We start from the raw sequence: 22,963 nt of genomic DNA on the forward strand, positions 1-22,963 counted from the left end.
TGCACGTATGATCGGACAGAGTTGTGTACACGCAGTGAAAGGACGGGTGCCGATGCCCAAATTGGTTGATCACGACGAGCGACGTACCACAATCATCGAGACCACCTGGGAAATTATCGCCTCGCAAGGCATGGAGAACGCCACTATGCGGGACATCGCTGCCGCCTGCGGCTATGCCGGCCCCGGGGTTATCGGCCACTATTTTCCGAATAAGGACGCGCTGCTACTGGCCTCATATGAGCTAATCTGCCAGCGCACCAACGAGCGGATCGATCGTGCGGTGATGCAGAAAACCGGGCTTCGGGCGCTTCTTGCCATGTGTCTTGAAATCATTCCCGCCGAGGAACTGACCCGCACCGAGGCCAGGGTGGCCGTGGCCTTTTGGCAACGCGCGCAGACGGATTCCAAGCTACGCGCCGTCGGTGCCGCCACGCTGGGGCAGTGGAGGGCACGAATGCTCAGCTACCTCTCCCAAGCGCAGGTAGCGGGAGAGGCGGCCGATTCGATACGCGTTGACCAGGTGGTCGATGAGCTACTCAACGTGATGATGGGCCTGCACATCACCTCGATGCTAGACCCACAGCAGATGAGCGAAAGTGGCCAGCGACGCCTGCTGCGCGCCATGATCGACGCGCTGCAGGTGCCCTAAGGCGTAGTTTCAGCCGGGCCGGTGCCGTGTCCCTCGGCAATTTGGGCTCGAATGGCTTGCGCAACCACACGCATTCGCGCAGTCGGACGTTGGGTGCGTAATCGGGCGAGCACGGTGCGCAACGAAGGCACCTCATTGGAAATCTGCACGGTGGCAATTGAGCTGCCGTCATAGGTCAATTGATGCGCTGGCCGCTGGTGCAGAATCGAGTACCCATGGGCATGGGCGACAAAGGTGCGAACCGTCTCATAGCTGGCCGATTGAAAACGAATCTCTGGTTGCACCCCGGCCTCGTGCAAAATCGACAGCATGAGTTCTTTGGAGTGCGGCATATCGAGCAAGATAAAGGGTTCATCGGCGAGCTGGCGCAAATCAATCTCTTGCTTGCCAGCGAGCCGGTGCTCGGCCGGGAGCGCCACATAGGGGCGTACCGAATTCACCGGGGAGGCCAGCACCGTTGGTGGGATCCCCAAGTCATAACTTAGGGCCAAATCGGCTCGGCCCTCGAGCAGTGCCTGGGAGCAGCCGGCGGCGTCGGCTTCGAGCACCTCCAGGCGCAACTTGGGGTGGGTGTCTTGGAGCCGGGAGACGAGATCCGGAATATGGAAGGGTGCCAGCGTCGTGAAGCAGACGAGGCGCACGGTGCCCGAAACGCTGCTTTGGTCACCCTTGGCGTTCTCAACCACTTCTTCCATATGTGCCAGTACCGAGTTTGCGTCCCGGAGAAACAGCTCACCGGCCTGCGTGAGCACCAGACCTTTGGAACGCTGGCGGATGAACAGCTGGGAACCGATGTGTTTCTCCAACTGGGCCACCGCGCTGGAGACCGCCGATTGTGCCACGTTCAGTCGCTCGGCCGCGGCCGTCATTGAAAGACGGGCGGCGGCCTCAGAGAAGTAGCGCAACTGGGTAAGCGTCACATCCATGGTCAAAGTCTCGCATTCTCCTCGCCTCGTGGCCCCATCGGACCGTCCGGTCAATTGGGCGATTACACACAGTTAAACGCACGATGGCCCACCGACCGGTGTGCCACCGCGCGTCTACTGCTAGAAACCTTAGCCGAATTGAATCCAGGTTGTTTTCAGCGCGGAATAGTTATCGAGGGCGTGCACCGAAAGGTCCTTGCCGAAACCCGATTGCTTGAAGCCGCCGAAGGGAGTGGTCAGCCCCAATGCATCGACGGTATTGACGGATACCGTACCGGCGACCAGCCGCTGCGAGACCCGGTGGGCCCGAGCCAGATCGGCGGTGAACACCGAGGCGGCCAACCCGAACTCGGTCCCATTGGCCAGGGCAATGGCCTCATCTTCGCTGTCAAAGGCCTGCACGGTGGCCACCGGTCCGAAAACTTCAACGTGGTGCAGCTCGTGATCGTCCGGAAGGCCGGTAATCACCGTGGGCTGGATGTACGCGGTCGAACCGTGAAAGCTCAGGCGTTTTCCGCCGCAACGCACCACACCTTCTTCGGCCGCCCGGCCGATGAAACCCTGCACGGTGTCGGCGTGTGCCTCATCGACCAGCGCTCCGGCGCCCGCATTCTCCGGGTCCAAGGGGTCTCCCACTGCGTAAGCACCGGCTTCCTCGATGAGCAACTGCACGAATGGCTCGAAGACCGAGCGTTCGACGAGTATTCGAGAATTGGCCGAACAGACTTCGCCCTGGTTGTAGAAGGCACCAAAGGCCGCCTTGGCGGCGGCGACACGTAACTCGGCGGTATCGGCGAATATGAGGTTCGCGCTCTTGCCTCCGGCCTCGAGGCATAGACGTTTCATATTGGACTGCCCGGCAGCCACCTGCAGGGACTTAGCTACCTGCGTCGAGCCGGTGAAGGTTAGTGCATCAACGTCCCGGTGGCGGGCCAGCCGGTCACCGACCACCGACCCACGCCCGGTCACAACATTCAGTACGCCAGCTGGGATCCCGGCCTGCTGAGCGAGATCGGCAAGCCGAAGCGCGGTCAACGAGGACTGTGTTGCGGGTTTGAGCACCACACTATTGCCCAGCATGAGAGCCGGGGCCAATTTCCAGGCCGCGATTTCCAACGGATAGTTCCACGGAGTGATGGCGGCGATGACACCCAGCGGCTCGCGGGTGACCAGCGCGGTGGACCCCGGCGGGGTGACCGGAATTTCGTCATGCGTCTTATCGGCCAGCTCCGCGTACCACCTAAAGGTGGCCGCGGCCCCGGGAATATCGACCGCAAGGCTCTGCGCGATGGGCTTGCCCATGTCGCGCGTTTCGAGTTCGGCCAGCTCTGCGGCGTTCTCCTCGAGGAGTTCGGCCAGTCTCAGGAGCGCTTTCCGTCGGTCATCGGCCGAAATCCGGGACCAAACACCGGACTCAAAGGTGCTGCGGGCCAGGGCGACCGCCTGATCGACCTCGCGATCGGTGCAGTCCGAGATCCGCGCGATGAGTGAGCCATCGACCGGTGAGATATCGTCGATGTAGGCCTGTTGCTCTTGGCGCTCGCCGATGACGGCGCGTCCATCGAACACGGCTGTATTGACCTGACTCATGATGAGACTCCTAGGGATTGGGCAGGGCGTGTGCCGAGGCGGCTGAGGGCCACATCGATCACCGTGTGAGCCAACGCGATGGCCCCGTCGCGTAGGGCCCGTTCGGCGCCTTCGCCCACACAGGCGGCGGCGAATGCCGGTTGGTGGTTACTGGCCGTGCCACCGACCCCGATATAGGGGTGAATGGCGTTGACGAGCTGGGACACATTTCCCATGTCGGTCGAGGCGCGATTCATGGTCGCCGCGGCGGGATCCACGGAAAAGTCCCGTCCCAGCGCCTGCGCGTTGGCCCGGTAGAAATCCAGCGCCTGCTCATCGGTGCGCATCTCGGCGTAGCGCTGGCTTTCTTCGGTGATTTCCAGTGTTGCGCCGGTGGCCAGCGCACCGGCTTCGAAGCAGCGGCGCACCCGCTGTTCAAGTTCGAGTAGTTCCGCGGTGGTTTCGGCACGCACGTACCAGCGTCCCTCCGTGCGTTCGGGGATGGCATTCGGTGCCTGACCACCGTTGGTCTGCACTCCGTGAACACGAACCGTGGAGGGCAGCTGTTGCCGTAACAGACCCAGGGCTACCTGGGCGATGAGGAAGGCGTCGTTGGCGTTGATACCGCGTTGCGGGTACGCAGCTGCATGTGCCGCTCGTCCGGTGTAGGTCACGTGCCAGTGCGTCACGGCGAAGGGCCGCGCCTCGGCCACGTCCACGGGCGCCGGATGTGCCATCAGCGCAAAATCAAGATCGCGGAAGGCGCCACGATCCATGAGTTCGATCTTTCCGCCGCCACCTTCTTCGGCCGGCGTGCCGATGACCTGTACTTCGAGTCCCAGCCGATTGGCGACCCGGGCTAGGCCCAGGGCGGCGCCGGTGGACATCGCGGAGATGAGATTATGACCGCAGGCGTGGCCAAGACCCGGCAAGGCGTCGTACTCGGCCATGAGCCCAACGGTGAATCGGGTGTCGCCGGTGGGCGTGTAGCGTGCCCGGAAGGAGGTTTCGAGCCCTAGATAGGGTTGTTCGATTGTGAAGCCGTGGTCGGCGAGTACTCCGGCAACGTCGGCGCTCGATCGGTGTTCTTGCCAGCCCAGTTCGGGATGGGCATGTAACCGGTTGGATAGGCCGATGAGCTCACCGAGAAGTTCGCTGATGCGCTCGTGCGCTGCCGCCTTGACGTCGTTATTCATCGCCGGGCACCCCGTAGGAAGGGGCAAGGAGCGGATCAAGGCCACGGTTAATGTAGTCCTGGCGCTGCGGTAGCCAAATCTCCAGCAGCTCGGCCAGTTTGCCAATGGGGTCGGTTTCGTCCCAGTCCACGCGGAGATCGGTCACGCGCCAGCCGGCGTTCCCCACCACGCTGAGCCCGGCCGAATGCACCGGACCGGCTTCGCCGCCGGCATCCATTGCTGCCCGGAGCCCTGCCAGGAGCCGTTCTTCGATGGTTCCGGTGTCCTGCAGCGCTGCTTGCACCATGGCGTCGAGCACCTCGAGGCTGGAGAGCATATTACCGGCGGCGACCGCATTGGGGCGCTGCACCGAGCCATAAATCCCCAGTGCCTGGGCCCCGGAGTGCACGGCGGTATCACCGTGGGCATCGAGGACCAGCAGCTGCCGGTAGTCAATGGACTGGTCATCGGCGTCGGCGAGGACGGCGTCGAGGGCCTGTTGTGCCGTCGCTCCGGCCTGCAACTGGGCAAGCAACTGCTGGCCGAGCCGGGGATCGGTGACATTCTGCGAATGTGCCGCTCCGATCCCGTCGGCCAGGTTCAGGCAACGGGCGGCCACGGCCGGGGAGGAAGAGGAGATCGCCGAGCCGATTTCTCCGGTGCGTTCGTCGCGCAGAATCAGTGAGAAGGTCATCGTTAGGCTCCGTCCTGGCTCAGTACCGCGGTGGCATCGATTTCGACCAGCCATTCGGGCCGGGCTAATGCTTGCACGACGATGCCGGTCGAAACCGGGTAGACACCCTTGAGCCAGCGCCCCATGGTGCGGTATACGTCCTCGCGATAACGCGGGTCGATGATGTAGACGGTGACTTTGACAATGTCGGCGAGGCTGCTGCCCGCTTCCTTGAGCAACATGTCGATATTGGCCATGGCTTGCTCGGTCTGTGCCAAAACGTCGCCGATCCCGACCGATTCGCGGGTGTCGAGGTCCTGACCAATCTGGCCGCGCAGGTACACGACCCCATTGGCCACTACCGCTTGGCACAGGTCGTTATCGAGATTCTGTTCGGGGTAGGTCTCTTTGGTATTGAATGGTCGCAACCGGGTATGTGTCGGCATGGTCATGGCTCCTTAGGATGAGAGGTGAGGCGGTGCCTGTGACCATTCTTGATGCACGCCATGTATCTGTAAAATAGTCAAAATCTACGAACTGCATCACTTTTTCTGATTTACCCGGTACGACGGGTTTGTGACGGAACGCGTGGCCCACGCGTAGGCGGCTCCGGGGGTGATAGCCGCGGTTCATTGGCTTTCTTGATGACAAGTAGAGTAAGTGATCTAATTTTCTGATGAACTGGAACACATAAGACTGTTGGACAGCTACCTCCGCTCGACGGTTTGCTTGGTGTTATCACCAATCAAAAACCTTCCCTTCTGGATGTACGAGACCAGGGCTCCCCGCGAGCCCCGGCCTCGTGTGCGAAGCCTTCACCGAGCGGAGTGAAACCTATGGCTGAAGAAGTCATCGAAACGACCGAAGTTCTCGTGGTGGGTGCCGGGCAAGCCGGTATCGCCATGAGCGAGCATCTAAGCTCGATGCAGATCCCGCATCTTGTGCTTGAGCGCTATGCCATCGCCGAACGCTGGCGCAATGAACGTTGGGACTCCCTCGTGGCCAACGGCCCGGCCTGGCACGATCGGTTCCCCGGGCTCGAATTCGAGTCCGTGCAGCCCGACGAGTTCGCCACCAAGGATCAGGTGGCCGACTACTTAGCCGCCTACGCGCAAAAATTCCAGGCGCCGATTCGGTGCGGGGTGGAGGTCACCAAGGTGACCAAGAAGCCAGGGGCGCAAGGATTTATTGTGCAGACCTCGGCCGGTACCATCGAGGCCCGCTTCGTGGTCGCCGCCACCGGTGCCTTCCAGCAGCCGGTGATACCGGAGCTCATTCCGGAATCTGCCGGGTTGGAGCAATTGCATTCAAGTTCCTACCGCAATCCGGAACAGCTGCCCGCAGGCGCGGTTCTCGTGGTCGGGGCCGGCTCCTCGGGCGTACAGATTGCCGATGAAATCCAGCGCTCGGGGCGACAGGTCTACCTAGCCGTGGGCCCGCACGATCGTCCACCGCGTAGCTACCGCTCCCGCGACTTCGTCTGGTGGCTTGGCGTACTGAATAAATGGGAAGCCTCGGCCCCGGCCGCTGGTGCCGAACACGTCACCATCGCCGTCAGCGGAGCACACGGCGGACGCACCGTCGATTTCCGTGAGCTCGCAAAGTCCGGAATCACCCTGGTGGGTCGGGCCAATGAGTATGTCGATGGCGTGATGAAGTTCGGCGACGACCTCGTAACCAACGTGAACCGAGGCGACGATAATTACCTCTCGCTGCTCGCCGAAGCCGACGAATACATCGAGCGCAATGGGCTGGACCTACCCGAGGAGCCCGAGGCCAAGGTCATCGGGCCCGATCCCGAATGCATGGTTAATCCACTGCGCGAGCTCGATCTTAAGCAGGCCGAGGTCAACTCGGTGCTGTGGGCTACCGGCTTTAGCTCCGACTACTCCTGGTTGGACGTCGACGCCTTCGATGAGCGTGGGCGACCGGTGCAGGCTCGCGGGGTCTCGCGTGAACCGGGCATCTACTTCCTGGGGCTACCGTGGCAGTCCCGCCGTGGTTCGAGCTTCATCTGGGGTGTCTGGCACGATGCGAAGTACCTCGCCGATCACATCGGTATCCAGCGAAGCTACCAGCAGTATGAACTGAGCGAGCTAGCACAGGCGTAGATCGCGGGTCGGTAGCGTCCGCCGGAAATGGCGGGCGCTACCGCGCTGAGATCCTCTGGAAAGGAACTTCGGGTGATGACTACCCGCGAAGAAAGCGATTCTCTTGGTAGCCGCCGGATTCCGGCCGATGCGTACTATGGGATCCATACCGTACGGGCCTGCGAGAACTTTCCCATTTCCGCCCGCCCCATCAACATTTATCCCACCCTCATCCGCGCACTGGCCAGCATCAAACAGGCCGCGGCCCGCGCCAATGCCCGGATTGGGGTACTAGAGGCCGGCCGCGCGAGGTTGATCGAGGCCGCGTGCCAAGAGGTGATTGACGGGCAGTTACATGATCAGTTCATCGTCGACGTCATTCAGGGCGGCGCAGGCACCTCAACGAATATGAACACCAACGAGGTGATTACCAACCGTGCGCTGGAGCTTGCCGGTCGGCAAAAGGGCGACTACGCCTGGTTGCATCCCAACGACCACACCAACTGCAGCCAGTCCACCAACGATGTTTATCCCACCGCGGTAAAACTCGCGCTGGCCTTTGCTCTCGACGGCCTGTTGAGTGAACTCGAAGCGTTAGCCGATGGCTTTGGCGCCAAGGCCGAGGAGTTTTCCGGCATTCTCAAAATTGGCCGCACGCAGCTACAGGACGCCGTGCCGATGACACTGGGACAGGAGTTTCAGGCCTTCTCGGTGACACTGAACGAAGACGTGCAACGCTTACGCGAGGCCGTGGCACTATTGCACGAAGTCAATATGGGCGCCACGGCGATTGGGACCGGGATCAACGCCCCGGAAGGGTACCGGCAGGAGGTAATCCGGCAACTGCGCGCGGTGACCGGGCTTGCGGTGGTCAGCTCCGGCGATTTGATCGAATCCACGAGCGATACCGGGGTTTTCGTTACCTTCTCCGGGGCGCTGAAACGCACCGCGTTGAAGCTATCGAAGATTTGCAATGACCTGCGGCTGCTTTCTTCCGGACCGCAAGCGGGCTTGGCCGAGATCAATTTGCCCGCACGTCAGGCCGGCTCTTCGATCATGCCGGGCAAGGTGAATCCGGTAATCCCGGAGGCGGTGAACCAGGTGGCCTTCGCCGTGGCCGGTGCGGATGTGACGGTGTCCATGGCGGTCGAGTCCGGTCAGTTGCAACTCAACGCCTTCGAGCCGGTGATCGCCCACTCGCTGCTGCAGTCCATGACGTGGCTTCAGCAGGCCTGCGGCACTCTGCACCGTCACTGTGTCCAAGGAATCACCGCCAATGAGCAGCGCCTGCGGGATTCCGTGGCACGCTCCGCCACGGTCATTACCGCGCTGGCACCGGTCCTTGGCTATGCGCGAGCGGCGCAATTAGCCAAGCTGGCGTTGAGCTCCCAGCAGCCGGTGACGCAACTGGTGGGCGAAACCGAGTTGCTCGAGCCGGCGGAGCTGGCCCGGTTGCTCGACCCCGGGACGCTCACTGGCACCGTGCACGCAACCCCTGCTCAGGCCGTGCGGCGTTAACGCGGTGCTCGGGCCGCCGCGATCACGGCGGCCCGACAGCGCGGGTGGCCTAGAGGCGAACCAGCATCTTGCCGGTGTTAGCCCCGCGCATCATCTGAATGAAGGCATCCACGGTGTTCTCCAGACCGTCGACGATGGTCTCGTCGTAGGCGATCTTTCCTTCGGAGAACCAGCGGCCCATATCTGCATAGAAGGCTTCGGCGTGCTGCAGGTAACTACCGAGGGTAAAGCCCTGAAGCTTCAGTCCGCGGGTGATCAAGTGCGACATGTTGCGTGGGCCCTTGGCGGTGTCGGTGCTGTTGTAGCTGGAGATCGCACCACACAGTGCGGCGCGGCCGCCATTGTTGAATGACTCCAGGGCCGCCTCAAGCTGCTCCCCACCCACGTTGTCGAAGAAGACATCAATGCCTTCCGGGGCTACCTCGGCGAGCAATTCGATGGCTGGTCCGTTCTTGTAATTGAAGGCGGCATCGTAGCCGTACTTGCTGGTGAGTAGTTCCACCTTCTCGTCGCTGCCAGCCGAGCCGACCACGCGCTTGGCGCCCATGAGCTTGGCAATTTGCCCTGCGGCGCTTCCCACAGCCCCGGCGGCACCGGAGATGAAGACGGTCTCGCCTTCCTTCAGGCCGGCCACTTCCTTTAGGCCGACATAGGCGGTCATTCCGGTCATCCCCAGCATGTGCAGGTTCAGCGAGGACGGCAGGTCTTCGCGATCGGGAACCTGGCGAAAGGTCTCGGCCGGGGCCTGAACGGTGTCGCTCCAGCCGTGCTGGTGCAGCACGAGCGCGCCGACCGGCAGATTCTCGGCATTCGATTCGACGACGCGGCCCACGGCACCGCCGGTGATCTGCTCACCGATTTCGTAGGGAGCCACATAGCTGCGTGCATCGCTCATGCGGCCACGCATGTAGGGGTCCACGGAGAGGAATTCGTTGCGCACGCGCACCTGTCCTGCAGGGAGTTCTGCATAGGTGACGGTGCGGGTTTCGAAGTTCTCTTCGGTGGGCCAACCGGTGGGGCGTGCGGCCAGAAGAATCTGCGTGCTGGTGAACTCGGTCATGAGTACTCTCCCTTTCTGTAACGGTCATTCCAATATATACTGGAAAGGTCGTTACAGAAAAGGAGAGTTATGCCACGCGTGCAGGAATTCGAGCGAGACGCCGTGGTGCGAGCGGCCCGAGGCGTCTTTTGGGAACAGGGCTTCGAGAACGCCTCGATCCCAGCCCTGGAGCGGGCCACGGGGCTGAGCCGGTCAAGTCTCTACAACGAATTCGGGTCCAAGCGCGGCCTGTTCGATGCCGCGGTGCAGAGCTACCTTGAAGAGGTTTTGCGTCCGCGCCTGGCAGCGTTGCAGACCGATCCGGTCAACGCCGGTTCGCTGGGGGACTACCTGGAATCGCTGGAGGAGCTGTTTGCAGACCCCGACTCGCTGCCTACGGCTAACGGCTGCCTGTTGATCAACACCGCCGGGGCTCCCATGGGGCACGATGAGCACATCGCGGAGGTCATCGGTGGCTACCGTGATGAACTCTACGCCGCCGTGCTGCGCGGGGTACGCGCCAGCCGTCCGGAGGCCGAGGAGCGTTGCAGCGTACGAATGGCCGAAGCGATCACCGGGTTGATCATCGCCGCCTATGCGCTGATACGAATAACTCCCGCGCAGGCGCAGGCATTGCTGCGCACCGCACGGGAGCTATTAGTCGAGCTTTCGGGGCGTTAGGAGTTCTTTTCTTCCTGCTCGTAGACGTCCGGAATGCCGTCGCGGTTCTCGTCGGCGGTTTCCCGGGCGAGTAGGACCTTGTAGCGGCGGTTACGCGGCACCAGCCAGAGCGCACCGAGGATTGCTGCGAGGAAGGATCCGGTCAAAATCGCGACCTTCGCGTGCTCGTAGTGCTCGGACTCCAAACCGAAGGACAGCTCGGAAACCAACAAGGACACGGTGAAACCGATACCTGCCAAGAAGGTGACGCCCAGCAGGTCGCCCCACTTGACGTCCTTATCCAGGTTCGCCTTGGTGAACTTGGTCAGAATCCAGGTGAAGGCCATAATGCCGATCGGCTTACCGAGCACCAAACCGAGAATAATGCCCCACAGCACCGGATCCGTGAACAGGCCGTTGCTGCCTCCGCCGGGAGTAAAGACCGTCACACCGGCCGAGAAGAAGGCGAAAACCGGAATACAGAAGCCCGAGGACAGTGGGCGGAAACGATGCTCGAACTCTTCGGCCAGCCCGTGGCCGGGGAGGCCATCCTTGCGTCGAACCGGGACGCAGAAGCCGAGCACCACACCGGCGATCGTGGCGTGGATGCCGGAGCCGAAGAAGAAGATCCAGGTAATAATGCCCAGTGGCAAGAGGATGACCCAGGCCGCCCATGGGTGGTATCCGAAGAGTTTGCGGGCCTTATGCGAAAGCAAGGCAAAGAGCGCCACCGGAATGATTGCCAGCGCAAGGTAGCCCCACTGCACCTCATCGGTGAAGACAAAGGCGATAATGATGATCGCGATCAGGTCATCGACCACGGCCAAGGTCAGCAAGAAGATGCGCAGCGCGGCCGGCAGCGCCGAGCCAATGACGGCCAGCACGGCCACGGCAAAGGCGATATCGGTGGCGGTGGGGATGGCCCAGCCCTTGAGGGTTTCTGGACCATTAGCCAGGTTCATCACCACGAAGATCAACGCGGGGACGATCACACCGCCGAAGGCAGCAGCCACCGGAACGGCGGCGGTCTTCATATCCTTCAAGTCGCCGACGACGAATTCTTTCTTCAGTTCCAAGCCGGTGAGGAAGAAGAATACCGCCAGCAGTGCGTCGGCGGCCCAGTGGCCCAGCGAAAGATCGAGGTGCAGTCCGATGCTTTCGAAGTCGACTCCCAGGTGGAAGTCGCGCAACGCGAAATAGGACTCACGTAGCGGGGTGTTGGCCCAGATCAGTGCGATGATGGCGCCAGCGATCAGCACCATACCGCCGACGGTTTCCTTGCGCAGGATATCGCCGATGCGGACGGATTCTCCGTAGCTGGGCCGGGAGAAAAGCTTGCGTGGTGAACCCGGAGATGGGTTTGGAGTCATAAGTGAACTCACCTAATGTCGTTGAACTGTCTTACACGCCGACCAGACTTCCCGGCACACCTAAGTCTTAACCCTATCGCGTCGTGCGTCACAGGCGGGAAAACTCCCGGACTATGGCGCGCTAGGCACCCATCGTCCGGGAGCTGACTAACCGGGAAAGCTGACTACTTGGACAGCCAGGCGCTGACCTGCGAGGCCTGCAGGTTCAGGGCCTTGCCCAGGTAGGGTTCGGCCGCCGAGGCCAGCTTGCCACCGATGAAAGGGATGGAGGAAGAAACCTGAGCGTCGATGGCGAACTCGGTGGAATCACCGGCCGCGATCAGGCGTTCGGTGCCATTGACGTTCACCGGCACACCCGCCACCGAAATTTTGACCTCGGCGCTACGGTTGCCCTGTGCATCCGGGGCGCTCCAGCTCTCCACCTGCGTTACGTTAATGGATTCTCCGACGAACTTCCGGGCAATGTCCGGAACGCGGTCGGTTGGCATGGCGCGTACCGAAGTTAGCGTGAAGGCACCGTTCAGGTCGCCCTCCACGGTGAAGTTACTCAACGTCCCCTGGGCCAGCGAAGTTAGGTGCTCGGCGAAATCGCGGTTGGCGAGCGTTGCGATAACCTGCTCAGCCGGATGCGCGATCTGGGTGCTTGCGTTAAGAGCCATGGATGTCGTGTCCCAATCTTCAAAATGGCGTCATTCGAAACATGTTAAAACTCGAAGTTCCGAACGAATGGTCACTTCTAGCCTAGCCGTTCAGGTGCTTTAGGTAGGCTAGGAAGACACCGACAAACACAATACTTCCACCAAGCCGACCCCGCCCGCTGGCAAGGTCGGCCGCAGTAGCGTGAGCGGTTGAGAACTGACCTAAGCGAGGGGACCTAAAGAGCATGAGTCTGGTTGGACTTCACGAATTCCTGCGCGAGGAGCCGTCCTTCCGGCGGGTGGCAGGTAGCGCCTCCCGGGGATACGCCGAGCGTAGCGAGGAACTGGAAATCGCGGCTCCGGCTGGGCTACGTGGATTACTCAGTGCACATGTCAGTTCCGCGCTCGAGACAGTTAACGGGCACCCAGTGACGTTGGTGGTCACCGCGACCGGACGCGAGGCCGAAGAGGTGTCATCGGCGTTAGGTGCGTACCTGCCGGCCGAACAGATTGCCGAATTCCCCTCCTGGGAGACTCTGCCGCATGAGCGGCTGTCTCCACGCAGCGACACCGTGGGACGCCGACTGGAGGTTTTGCGCCGCCTGCATGAAGGCGACGAGCAGTTGAAGGTCATCATCGCGCCAATTCGTGCGGTCTTGCAGCCCCTGGTCGATGGTTTGGGACAGCTGCGCCCGGTCGTGTTGGCCATTGATGAGGAACCCGGTTTTGACGCAGTGATTAAGTCCCTGTCCGAGGCCGCTTACGCTCGGGTGGAGATGGTGACCCACCGCGGCGAATACGCGGTCCGCGGTGGCATCATCGATGTTTTCCCCCCAACGCTGGATCACCCGGTGCGTGTGGACTTCTTCGGCGACCAGATTGATTCCATCCGCTACTTCGCGGTGGCGGACCAGCGCTCCATGGAGGGAAAGGGCCCGCAGCGGGTCGTGGCAATGCCCTGCCGCGAAATGCTGATCACCCCCAAGGTCATGTCCCGGGCGGCGAACCTGCAGGACAAATTCCCCGCAGCCCGCGAAATGTTGACCAAAATTGCCGGTGGCATCGCCGTCGAAGGCATGGAATCCCTCGCCCCGCTGCTGGTCGACTCCATGGTTCCGTTCCTCTCCCTGCTGCCCGAATCGTCAATCGCTCTGGTCATGGAACCGGAGCGGGTGCGCGCTCGAGCCCACGATTTGAACGAGACGAACGCGGAGTTTTTGGCCGCCGCGTGGGCCTCGGCCTCCGATGGCGCGGCCGCGCCCTTGGATTTGAGCACTGCAGAGAGCACCCGGAAACTCGAATCCGGCGACTTTGCCACGCTGGCCGATACGGTCGAGCAAGCGACTAAGGCCAAGGTGTCGTGGTGGTCGGTGACCTCGCTGGGCGCCGACGAGGAGCTCGAAGTCGGGGCCTCAACCATCCGCATCCAGGCCCGCGAACCACGCGGCTACCAGGGCGATGTGGACGCGATGATGGAGTTCATCTCGGGGCGAGTCAAGGACAAATGGCGAGTAGTGGTGGCCACCGAAGGCCCCGGCCCTGCCGCCCGTCTTTCCGAGCTGTTCGCCGAATACCAGATCCCGGCGCACCGAGTGCCCAGCATTGAGGCCGAACCAACCCCCGGTCTTATCGAAATTACCCAAGCCAGCGCCGGACGAGGCTTCGTCTTCGAGGACCTGAAATTTGGTCTACTCACCGAGGCGGACCTACTGGGGCGTTCGAGCGCCTACGCAGCACGTGGCACCCGCAAACTCAGCGCCAAACGGAAGCGCAACGCGGTAGACCCGTTGACGCTCCAGGCCGGGGACTACGTCGTGCATGAACAGCATGGCATCGGTAAATTCGTGGAGCTCATTGCGCGTAAGGTCAACGGTTCCTCGCAGGACGCCAAGCGGGAATATCTGGTCGTGGAGTATGCCGCCAGCAAGCGTGGGGCGCCCGGCGACCGGCTCTTTGTGCCGATGGATCAGCTCGATCAAATCACCCGCTATGTTGGCGGTGAAGCCCCGACGCTGTCCAAGATGGGCGGCGCGGACTGGTCGAATACTAAGAAGAAGGCCCGCAAAGCGGTCAAGGAGATCGCCGCAGATCTCATCAAGTTGTACTCCGCGCGCATGGCCAGCCGTGGGCATGCCTTTGCCGAGGACACCCCGTGGCAACACGAACTAGAAGAAGCCTTCGCATACATCGAAACCCCCGATCAGCTCACCGCGATCAACGAGGTCAAGGCCGATATGGAACGCGAAGTGCCGATGGACCGGCTGATTTCCGGTGACGTGGGTTTCGGTAAAACCGAGATCGCGGTACGGGCTGCCTTCAAGGCGGTGCAGGATTCGCGTCAGGTGGCCGTGCTGGTACCCACCACCCTGCTGGCCTCGCAGCACTATCAGACGTTCACGGAACGATACTCGGGCTTCCCAGTTCGGGTGAAAACCCTGTCGCGTTTCCAGACGGCTAAAGAAGCCAAGGAAATCATCGCCGGGCTCAAGGACGGCAGCGTCGATATTGTGATCGGCACGCACCGGCTACTTTCGAAGAATGTTGAGTTTAAGAACCTCGGACTGATTATCGTCGACGAGGAGCAGCGCTTCGGCGTTGAACACAAGGAAGAGCTCAAGAAGCTGCGCACCAACGTCGATGTACTGGCCATGAGCGCCACCCCGATCCCGCGTACCTTGGAGATGAGCCTGACTGGGATCCGCGAAACCTCGACCTTGGCCACCCCACCGGAAGAACGTCACCCGGTGCTGACCTATGTTGGGCCGCGGAGCGAGAAGCAAATTTCGGCGGCGGTGCGCCGTGAGCTGATGCGCGATGGACAGGTGTTCTTCGTGCACAACCGCGTTTCCTCCATCGAGCGGGTGGCTGCCGAGCTGCGTGAACTGATCCCCGAAGCTCGGGTGGAAGTCGCGCACGGCAAGATGAGCGAATCCCGGCTTGAACGCATCATCCAAGATTTCTGGGAAAAGAAATTCGATGTGCTGGTCTCCACCACCATTATCGAAACCGGTTTGGATATTTCGAATGCGAACACCCTGATTGTGGATCGGGCGAATAACTACGGCCTTTCGCAGCTGCATCAGCTGCGTGGGCGCGTGGGCCGCGGCCGCGAGCGGGCCTACGCCTACTTCCTCTGGGATTCGGATAAGCCACTTGGCGAGGTGGCGCTCGAACGCTTGAAGGCGGTCGCGGCGCACAACGAGCTGGGTTCGGGCTACCAGCTGGCGATGAAGGATCTGGAGTTGCGCGGGGCCGGTAACCTGCTCGGCGGCGAACAATCTGGGCATATCGCCGGGGTCGGATTCGATCTGTACCTGCGACTCGTTGGCGAAGCCGTCGCAGACTACAAGGGCGAGGGCGAAACCGAATCCACCGAAATGAAGATCGAGTTGCCGGTGAACGCACACCTGCCTCATGAGTACATACCGGGCGAGCGCTTGCGGCTAGAGGCTTACCGGAATATCGCGGCGGCAGAAACCGACGAGGCCTTGGCCGAGGTGCGGGCCGAGCTCGAGGACCGCTACGGTGCCCTGCCACAGCCGGTGGAGTACTTGCTGCGGGTGGCGGCACTACGCATTCGGGCCCGGGCCGTGGGGCTACGCGATATTCAGCAGATCGGTAACCACATCAAGGTCTCGCCGGCCAAGATCGAGGATCTGCCGGCCTCACGTCAGGTGCGTTTGGAGCGGCTCTACCCGGGGTCGGCTAATAAACCAGCACTGGGAGCGATCTTCATCCCGAAGCCACGGACCAGCCCGGTCGGCGGGCGGGATTTGGCCGACGGCGACATCCTCGAGTGGGCCGAACGCTTGCTCTACGGCATTTTTGAACCGACCCCAGCCAAGGCCGAGTCCTCGACGCAAGCCTAGCTATCGAGCTCGTGCGCATAGTCGATAATCGAGCGCCGGTAGGCCGGCAGGTGCGGGGCCAAGGTGAGCAGGGCCGTACGTAACGCCTCCGCCGGTTGTCCATCATCGTAAAGTGCCAACGCGAGGAATGCTTGCGCGCCGGGCAGCAGCTGATGTGGGGTGTCCTCCATGGAGCGCAAAAGGTCGATCGCTTGGTCGGCCTGCCCGAGGTTGCGTAGCGTACTGGCTAGTTGGATGCGTGCGTTGTGGTGGTGCGGCGCCTCGAGTCCGGTGGCAAGCGCTCGCCGGTAGCCCTCCACCGCGAGGGCTTCGTGGCCAAGGAAGTCGTGCACCGAGGCCTGCTCAAAGGCCAGCCGTGCCGCAGGTACGTCCCACTGGTGGCAGAGCGTGGTGACCTCATCGGCGAGCCGCTGCGGATCCCGCGTTTCGGCCTGTTCCCAGAATGCGTCGATGGCTTGTTCAAAGGTGTTGTGCATGGCCCCAGCCTAGGGCAGGGGTACGGGGCGAGGGGTGAAGCGCAGCAAACGGTCATCGGTGTCGCGTGGTGTGCCGCGACCGTCGGTGTTATTGGTCAAGATCAGCAGTGAGCCGTCCGCCGCGCACTGTACCTCGCGGAGCCGGCCGTATTGCTCGGTCAGTAGCGCCTGGGATTGCTCTGGGTCGGCGAGCGGGGCCCGGTAGAGCCGTTCGCCGCGCAGGGCCGCTAGATAGATGGCGTCCTTGCCGACACACAGGCCGCTGGGGCTGGCCTCGGCCGGTGCGAATACCTGTAGCGGATCACGGAAGTCTGCATCCGCGCCGAACCCTTCGATTTGGGGCCAGCCGTAGTTCCCGGCCGGTCGGATTTCATTGAGTTCATCCCAGGTGTTCTGCCCGAACTCGCTGGCGTAGAGGGTGCCGTCGTCGGCCCAATCGAAACCCTGGACGTTGCGGTGGCCCAGAGAGTACACCGGCGAATCCGGCCAAGGGTTATCCTCGGGGACCTGCCCATCGGCGTCCACGCGCAAGATCTTGCCGCCCAGGGACTTCAGGTCCTGAGCATTGGCCGGTTCTCCGGCGTCCCCGGTGCTCACATACAACAGGTCATCGGGGCCGACGGCCATGCGGCCACCATTATGGATGCGTCCGGCGGGAATGCCGCTGAGGATGACCGTGGAATGGCCAAGCGCTAGTTCCCCGGGGTCGCCCTCCAAGCTAAAGCGCAGGACGCGGTTGTCTTTCGCCGTGGTGTAGTAGGCGAAAAGCGAATCCTGCTGCACCGCCAGGCCCAGTAGTCCGCCTTCTCCGGCCGGTTCGAGGTCCGGGACAGTCCCGATGACACGGGTGCTCCCATCGCTCAGTAGTTCACTGATCTTTCCGGTGTCACGCTCGCTGACCAACAGGGCACCACGGTAGCTGGCCAGCGACCAGGGAGCCTGCAACCCTTCGGCGAGTACTTCCACCGCTGGCTCCGGGGCGGGGGATTCGCGCTGAGCTTCTGGAGGTGTCTGGCATGCCCCAAGTAGCAGGAGCAGTCCGACCAGCGGGACAATCCGGGTAGCTCGTGGTCCATGGCGCATGGTGACTCCTTGGCCCTTAGCGCACGCAAGTGGAGGGGGTAACGCAGACAGGGAGCCACCCCGGTGGGGCGGCTCCCTGTGGATGCGTCATTGGCACTTACTTCTGTGCGGAGACCTCGTGCGAATCGCCGCGGCCCATGAAGGTCATCGGTACTGCGAAGGCCAACAGGGTCAGCACGAAGCAGGCGATGGTAGGCAGCCACGCGTTCTCGAGAGTCCAGAAGGACAGCGAGTAGATGGCACCGACGAACAACACAAAGAAGACCGCGAAGGTAATCAGGTTGCCAGCCAGGCGACCTGAACCGGAGTGGGTGACGTTCTTGCCGTTCGAGTACACGTGATCTCCTTGGAAGTTATGTAGGTGCGTGTGGCTTAGTAGCCGCTTCCGCCTTGCTCTCCCTCTAGAATAGCAACTCCGGAGCTGGACCCGAGACGCGTGGCGCCCGCGGCGATCATGGCTCGTGCGGTTTCTGCGCTACGCACGCCGCCGGAAGCCTTCACGCCGAGCTCTTCGCCCACGGTACGGCGCATCAGCGCTACGTCCTCGACGGTGGCACCGCCGGTGGAGAACCCGGTGGAGGTCTTCACGAAATCGGCGCCGGCAGCCTTGGCCGCCTCGCAGGCCAGCACCTTAGCTTCCTCGGTGAGCAGGCAGGTCTCGATGATGACCTTCAAGATAGCGCCGCCGTCATGTGCGGCCTGCGCGATTGCGAAGATCTCGTTGACCAGGGCATCGCGATCGCCGCGCAGCGCCGCGGCGATGTTGATGACCATATCGATTTCGTTGGCACCGTCTTCGATGGCGCCACGGGTTTCGGCCACCTTGATCGCGGTGGTCGAGGCGCCCAGCGGGAACCCGATCACCGAGCAGGTCAGCACGTCGGAGTCCGTCAGCTCGCGGGCCACGGCAGCGACCCATACCGGGTTCACGCACACCGACTTGAAGTGGTACTGCTTGGCCTCTTCGCAGACCTGAACGATCTGCTCAAGCGACGCGTTCGGGGCCAGCAAGGTGTGGTCAATGTAGCCGGCGATCTGCTGGACACTGAGTTCGGTCATAGGTGGTCCTCACACAATAAGTTGAATAGGGCTTCGGGGCGTCAGCCTAGTCTGTTGCCAGAAAATCGGCCAATTCGTCCTTGATCTTCAGGCAACGGGCCCGGGCGCGGTCGCGTGCTTCCGGAACGGCATCGAGGGATGCGGCCGGCTCGATGCTTTCCAAGTAGCACTTCAACTTCGGCTCGGTACCGGAGGGCCGAATGATGACTCGGGTGCCGTCGGTGCAGAACAGCATGAGCGCATCGGTGGCCGGCAGCTCATCCGAACCGGTAGACAGGTCCCGAATCTCGTTGACCTGCTGCCCGGCGAGAGTCTTCGGAGGCTGCGTACGCAGTCGATCCATCAAAGCCGGAATCAGTGAAAGCTCGGTGAATCGCAGCGAAAGCTGGTCGGTGACATGCACCCCATGAGCCGCGGCCAGCTCGTCGAGGCGGGCGACCGGCGAGGAGCCGGCGGCCTTGAGCGTGGCTGCGATATCGGCCAACACCAAGGCTGCGCTGATGCCGTCCTTATCGCGAACCATATCGGGGGCCACACAGTAGCCCAGCGCCTCTTCGTACCCGAATCCGAGCGAGGGAACCCGAGAAATCCACTTGAACCCGGTGAGCGTCTCCCGGTGCTCCAACGAATGCTCCTTGGCAATCGCGGCAAGCATCCGCGAGGAGACGATGGAATTAGCCAGACGCCGGTCCTTGGGCAGCGAGGCGGCCACATGATCACCGAGCAACCACCCAACCTCATCGCCGCGCAACATGCGCCAGCGCCCCTGATCCAGTACGGCCGCGGCACAGCGATCCGCATCCGGGTCGTTGGCGATGACCAGATCCGCTTCGACCTTATCGGCCAAGGCCAACGCGAGATCCATGGCCCCGGGTTCTTCGGGATTCGGGAAGTCCACGGTGGGGAAGAGCGGATCCGGCTCGAACTGCTCCGCGACCAGGTGCAGGTCGGTGAACCCGGTGTTGCGTAGTGCGCGGGCCATCGTCTGTCCGCCAACCCCGTGCATCGCGGTCAACACGATGCGTAGTGATGCTCGTGCGGTCGAGGTGTGGCCCTCGGCGGCGGGTATGACCGGCTGGGTATCGCGCAGGTAGTGCGCCGCGATGTCTTCGGGTAGGACCTGCCAGCCGGACTCCGCGCGGGCAATGTCGCCGACCGGCTGCGTGTGGTCAATGAGTTCGGCAATCTGTGCGTCCACGGGGGAGACAATCTGCGCTCCGCGTCCAGCTTCGTCGGTGACACGGCCGCCGGTGTAGACCTTATAGCCGTTATCCCGCGGTGGGTTGTGGCTTGCGGTGACCATGATTCCGGCCTCCGCCTCGAAGTGCCGCACCGCCCACGCCAAGACCGGGGTCGGTAGCGCCGAAGGCATAAGCAACACCTCGAACCCGGCGGCGGTGAATACCGCCGCCGAATCTTCGGCGAAGACATCGGAATTCGTGCGCGCATCGAAGCCGATCACCACCTTCGGGGTGTACGCCCCGGCTGCCTGCCCGGCCAAATAGCGGGCGATGCCCGCCGCGGTGCGCAAGACAACGACCCGGTTCATGCGCATCGGCCCGGCCCCCAGTTCGGCCCGTAAGCCCGCGGTGCCAAAGGCCAAGACTCCGCCGAAACGGTCGGCCAGGTCGGCGAGGGCCGCTGGATCGTCGGCTCGGGCCGACTCGAGCAACTCGGTCAGTTCGTGACGGGTGTGCTCATCCGGGTCCTGGGCGGCCCAGTCGCTGGCGGCGGCCAGCAGGTCTACGGTCTGTTCCATACTCTTCTTCTCTGGAGGTTTGGTCTCGAAACGGCGCGAGCTATGTTTAGAAGCGGGCGACGATCTGCGCCAGAAGCTTCGAAATTCGCGGACCGGCGGCCTGCCCGGCTTCGATCACTTCTTCGTGGCTCAGCGGGGTTTCGCTGATGCCCGCGGCCAAGTTGGTGACCAGCGAGATGCCGAAGATTTCCATCCCGGCATGACGCGCGGCAATGGCTTCGAGCGCGGTAGACATGCCCACGAGGTCGCCGCCGATACGCTTAGCCATCTGCACCTCGGCCGGGGTCTCGTAGTGCGGGCCGGTGAACTGGCAATACACGCCCTCGTCGAGGCTCGGATCGATCTCTCGTGCGATATCGCGAAGGCGCTGCGAGTACAGGTCGGTGAGGTCGACGAAGGTTGCTCCCTCGAGCGGGGACGTGGCCGTCAAATTGATGTGATCGGAGATCATCACCGGGGTGCCCGGGCCCCATGCGGGATTCAGCCCGCCACAGCCATTGGTGAGCACCAACTTGGCGCAGCCGGCCGCAGCGGCGGTACGGATCGGGTGCACCACGGCACGGACCCCGCGACCCTCGTAGAAATGGGTACGGGCGCCGAGGACCAGCACGCGCTTGCCCTCTGGGGTCAGGATCGAGGAAATATGCCCCTTATGTCCGGGTACGGCGGAGGCATGAAAACCAGGGATATCGGTGGCGTCGAGCACATGGGTGCGCTCACCGATGAGGTCGGCTGCCTGTCCCCAGCCGGAGCCCAGCACGACGGCGATGTCGTGGGAGGCGACGCCGGTCTGTTCGGCGATGTAGCGTGCGGCCTGGTCGGCAAGAATCTGCGGGTCAACTTGAGTATCAGTCACGAGCAATACGGTACTCGCGCCCGGGGGCTTTGTCAGGTGACCGAGCGTGTGATTGCTTGCTTTTCCCGCTCAGGATGTGCGCAATCACAACCCCATGGTAGAGAATGGTGGGGTGAGCGCAGATCGTACGAATGAAGCAACCCGTTTAGTGATTCTCGGTGGCGGCCCCGGCGGCTATGAAGCCGCCATGGGAGCAGCCCAGCTGGGAGCCCAGGTAACCATCGTGGAACGTGCCGGTATGGGTGGTTCGGCGGTGCTGACCGACGTGGTGCCCTCGAAGACCCTGATCGCCACCGCCGACGCGGTGCGCCGGGTCAAGCACGCTGAGTCTTTCGGCGTCATTACCGAAGGGCTGGACACCGCGGTCACCGATTTCTCGGTGGTTAACCGCCGCCTGTTGGCGCTGGCCAAGGAACAGTCCGCGGATATTCGCACCGGTTTGGAACGTGCCGGGGTGCAGATCGTGATCGGCGAGGGCCGCCTGATCGATCGCCACCACGTTGAGGTCACCGCCGCCGATGGATCCACCCGCGTGCTGGAAGCCGACGCGGTGCTTCTGTCCGTTGGTGCTCACCCTCGCGAGCTGTCCACCGCCAAGCCCGATGGCGAGCGCATTTTCAATTGGACCCAGATTTACAACATGAATGAGGTGCCCGAGCACCTGATCGTGATCGGTTCCGGTGTGACCGGTGCCGAGTTCGCTTCGGCATATAACCTCCTCGGGGCCAAGGTCACCCTCGTCTCCTCGCGTGATCGCGTGCTTCCCGGTGAGGACGCCGACGCGGCGGCCGTACTCGAGGATGTGTTCAAGCGCAACGGCGTGAACGTCGTCGCCCAGGCTCGTGCCGAGGCCGTGGATCGCAAGGGCGATCGCGTTTTCGTGACCCTGGCCGATGGTCGCGTGCTCGAAGGAAGCCACTGCTTGGTGGCCGTGGGTTCGATCCCGAACACCGAGGGAATCGGCCTGGAAGAAGCCGGCGTGCATTTGACCGATTCCGGTCACATCAAGGTCGATGGCGTTTCGCGCACGACCGCCAACAACGTTTACGCGGCCGGCGACTGCACCGGTGTCTTCGCGCTGGCCTCGGTAGCCGCCATGCAGGGTCGCATTGCCGTGGCGCACCTGCTGGGTGACTCGGTGAAGCCGATTAACCTAGAGGAAGTTTCCTCGAACATCTTCACGAGCCCGGAAATCGCTACCGTCGGTGTGTCCCAGCGTGCGGTGGCCGAAGGCAAGTACCAGGCCAATATCGTCAAGGTGGATCTGGGCAGCAACGCCCGCGCCAAGATGATGAACATGGAAGAGGGGTTCGTCAAGATCCTCTCGCGCAAGGGTTCGGGCACCGTGATTGGCGGCGTGGTCGTTGCACCGCGCGCCAGTGAACTGATCTTCTCGCTGGCGTTGGCCGTGCAGAACGGTTTGCACGTCGACGATGTCGCCGAGACCTTCACGGTCTACCCTTCCTTGGCCGGTTCGCTGTCGGAGGCCGCGCGCCGTTTGCACAGGCACCGCTAGATGCCGGTATTCCACGGGGCGGGCCCGACGCGTTAAGC

20 protein-coding genes are annotated in these 22,963 nt (G+C 62.5%); 6 read left to right on the plus strand and 14 right to left on the minus strand.

The genetic code is table 11. The features are described from left to right. Positions 1-52 precede the first annotated feature (52 nt). The gene (locus ACYU0X_RS04340; protein WP_461902195.1) at positions 53-649 is read left to right on the plus strand and encodes a TetR/AcrR family transcriptional regulator; all 597 of its coding nucleotides are present in this window, start codon (positions 53-55) and stop codon (positions 647-649) included. On the opposite strand, the gene ACYU0X_RS04345 is transcribed toward ACYU0X_RS04340, so the two are convergent. The 5 genes from ACYU0X_RS04345 to ACYU0X_RS04365 all read right to left on the minus strand — a co-directional run bounded on the left by ACYU0X_RS04345 (position 646) and on the right by ACYU0X_RS04365 (position 5,444). Further along, complete coding sequence (locus ACYU0X_RS04345; protein WP_461902196.1) at positions 646-1,575, minus strand: LysR family transcriptional regulator; 930 nt, start codon at positions 1,573-1,575, stop codon at positions 646-648. The two genes, ACYU0X_RS04340 and ACYU0X_RS04345, sit on opposite strands and share 4 nt — an antisense overlap. A 129-nt stretch (positions 1,576-1,704) precedes the next feature. After that, positions 1,705-3,165 carry an aldehyde dehydrogenase family protein gene (locus tag ACYU0X_RS04350; protein ID WP_461902197.1) on the minus strand — a complete coding sequence of 487 codons (1,461 nt, stop codon included), beginning with the start codon at positions 3,163-3,165 and terminating at the stop codon, positions 1,705-1,707. Next, the gene (locus tag ACYU0X_RS04355; protein WP_461902198.1) at positions 3,162-4,340 is read right to left on the minus strand and encodes a M20 family metallopeptidase; all 1,179 of its coding nucleotides are present in this window, start codon (positions 4,338-4,340) and stop codon (positions 3,162-3,164) included. Before ACYU0X_RS04355 ends, ACYU0X_RS04350 begins: the two co-directional genes overlap by 4 nt. Continuing rightward, positions 4,333-5,013: a DUF1028 domain-containing protein gene (locus ACYU0X_RS04360; RefSeq protein WP_461902199.1), complete on the minus strand. Its 681-nt coding sequence runs from the start codon at positions 5,011-5,013 to the stop codon at positions 4,333-4,335. Before ACYU0X_RS04360 ends, ACYU0X_RS04355 begins: the two co-directional genes overlap by 8 nt. 2 nt (positions 5,014-5,015) lie before the next feature. After that, positions 5,016-5,444 carry a RidA family protein gene (locus ACYU0X_RS04365; protein ID WP_461902200.1) on the minus strand — a complete coding sequence of 143 codons (429 nt, stop codon included), beginning with the start codon at positions 5,442-5,444 and terminating at the stop codon, positions 5,016-5,018. A 384-nt stretch (positions 5,445-5,828) separates the two neighbouring features. On the opposite strand from ACYU0X_RS04365, the gene ACYU0X_RS04370 reads away from it, so the two are divergent. Together ACYU0X_RS04370 and ACYU0X_RS04375 are read left to right on the plus strand one after the other, a co-directional pair. Continuing rightward, the gene (locus ACYU0X_RS04370) at positions 5,829-7,103 is read left to right on the plus strand and encodes a flavin-containing monooxygenase (RefSeq protein ID WP_461902201.1); all 1,275 of its coding nucleotides are present in this window, start codon (positions 5,829-5,831) and stop codon (positions 7,101-7,103) included. A gap of 75 nt (positions 7,104-7,178) precedes the next feature. Next, complete coding sequence (locus ACYU0X_RS04375; RefSeq protein ID WP_461902202.1) at positions 7,179-8,600, plus strand: aspartate ammonia-lyase; 1,422 nt, start codon at positions 7,179-7,181, stop codon at positions 8,598-8,600. A gap of 49 nt (positions 8,601-8,649) precedes the next feature. On the opposite strand, the gene ACYU0X_RS04380 is transcribed toward ACYU0X_RS04375, so the two are convergent. Further along, positions 8,650-9,660 (minus strand): NADP-dependent oxidoreductase, encoded by a 1,011-nt coding sequence (locus ACYU0X_RS04380; RefSeq protein ID WP_461902203.1) that lies wholly within the window; start codon positions 9,658-9,660, stop codon positions 8,650-8,652. A 69-nt stretch (positions 9,661-9,729) separates the two neighbouring features. Here ACYU0X_RS04380 and ACYU0X_RS04385 point away from each other — a divergent pair, with 69 nt between their 5' ends. Further along, complete coding sequence (locus tag ACYU0X_RS04385; RefSeq protein ID WP_461902204.1) at positions 9,730-10,320, plus strand: TetR/AcrR family transcriptional regulator; 591 nt, start codon at positions 9,730-9,732, stop codon at positions 10,318-10,320. On the opposite strand, the gene nhaA is transcribed toward ACYU0X_RS04385, so the two are convergent. Together nhaA and ACYU0X_RS04395 are read right to left on the minus strand one after the other, a co-directional pair. Continuing rightward, on the minus strand, positions 10,317-11,669 hold the full coding sequence (gene nhaA, locus ACYU0X_RS04390) for a Na+/H+ antiporter NhaA (protein WP_461902205.1): 1,353 nt from the start codon (positions 11,667-11,669) through the stop codon (positions 10,317-10,319). The two genes, ACYU0X_RS04385 and nhaA, sit on opposite strands and share 4 nt — an antisense overlap. A gap of 164 nt (positions 11,670-11,833) precedes the next feature. Continuing rightward, positions 11,834-12,328 carry a DUF2505 domain-containing protein gene (locus tag ACYU0X_RS04395; protein WP_309408438.1) on the minus strand — a complete coding sequence of 165 codons (495 nt, stop codon included), beginning with the start codon at positions 12,326-12,328 and terminating at the stop codon, positions 11,834-11,836. A 224-nt stretch (positions 12,329-12,552) separates the two neighbouring features. Between ACYU0X_RS04395 and mfd the strand changes: the two genes are divergently transcribed. Further along, a complete protein-coding gene (mfd, locus tag ACYU0X_RS04400) occupies positions 12,553-16,176 on the plus strand; it encodes a transcription-repair coupling factor (RefSeq protein ID WP_461902206.1) in 3,624 nt (1,207 codons plus the stop codon). On the opposite strand, the gene ACYU0X_RS04405 is transcribed toward mfd, so the two are convergent. The 6 genes from ACYU0X_RS04405 to ACYU0X_RS04430 form a co-directional block, all read right to left on the minus strand. Beyond that, positions 16,173-16,652: a tetratricopeptide repeat protein gene (locus ACYU0X_RS04405; RefSeq protein WP_461902207.1), complete on the minus strand. Its 480-nt coding sequence runs from the start codon at positions 16,650-16,652 to the stop codon at positions 16,173-16,175. The two genes, mfd and ACYU0X_RS04405, sit on opposite strands and share 4 nt — an antisense overlap. Before the next feature lie 9 nt (positions 16,653-16,661). Next, the gene (locus ACYU0X_RS04410) at positions 16,662-17,735 is read right to left on the minus strand and encodes a PQQ-dependent sugar dehydrogenase (RefSeq protein WP_461902208.1); all 1,074 of its coding nucleotides are present in this window, start codon (positions 17,733-17,735) and stop codon (positions 16,662-16,664) included. A gap of 97 nt (positions 17,736-17,832) precedes the next feature. After that, entirely contained in the window at positions 17,833-18,072 is a 240-nt protein-coding gene (locus ACYU0X_RS04415) for a hypothetical protein (RefSeq protein WP_309408430.1), read from the minus strand. A 35-nt stretch (positions 18,073-18,107) separates the two neighbouring features. After that, positions 18,108-18,794 carry a deoxyribose-phosphate aldolase gene (gene deoC, locus ACYU0X_RS04420; RefSeq protein ID WP_461902209.1) on the minus strand — a complete coding sequence of 229 codons (687 nt, stop codon included), beginning with the start codon at positions 18,792-18,794 and terminating at the stop codon, positions 18,108-18,110. 46 nt (positions 18,795-18,840) lie between these two features. Beyond that, on the minus strand, positions 18,841-20,553 hold the full coding sequence (locus tag ACYU0X_RS04425) for a phospho-sugar mutase (RefSeq protein ID WP_461902210.1): 1,713 nt from the start codon (positions 20,551-20,553) through the stop codon (positions 18,841-18,843). Positions 20,554-20,599: 46 nt separating this feature from the next. Beyond that, a complete protein-coding gene (locus ACYU0X_RS04430; protein WP_461902211.1) occupies positions 20,600-21,409 on the minus strand; it encodes a purine-nucleoside phosphorylase in 810 nt (269 codons plus the stop codon). Between the two features lie 94 nt (positions 21,410-21,503). Between ACYU0X_RS04430 and ACYU0X_RS04435 the strand changes: the two genes are divergently transcribed. Continuing rightward, positions 21,504-22,925 (plus strand): NAD(P)H-quinone dehydrogenase, encoded by a 1,422-nt coding sequence (locus ACYU0X_RS04435; RefSeq protein WP_461902212.1) that lies wholly within the window; start codon positions 21,504-21,506, stop codon positions 22,923-22,925. Positions 22,926-22,963: the final 38 nt, after the last annotated feature.

The organism is Glutamicibacter sp. X7 (assembly GCF_054889245.1).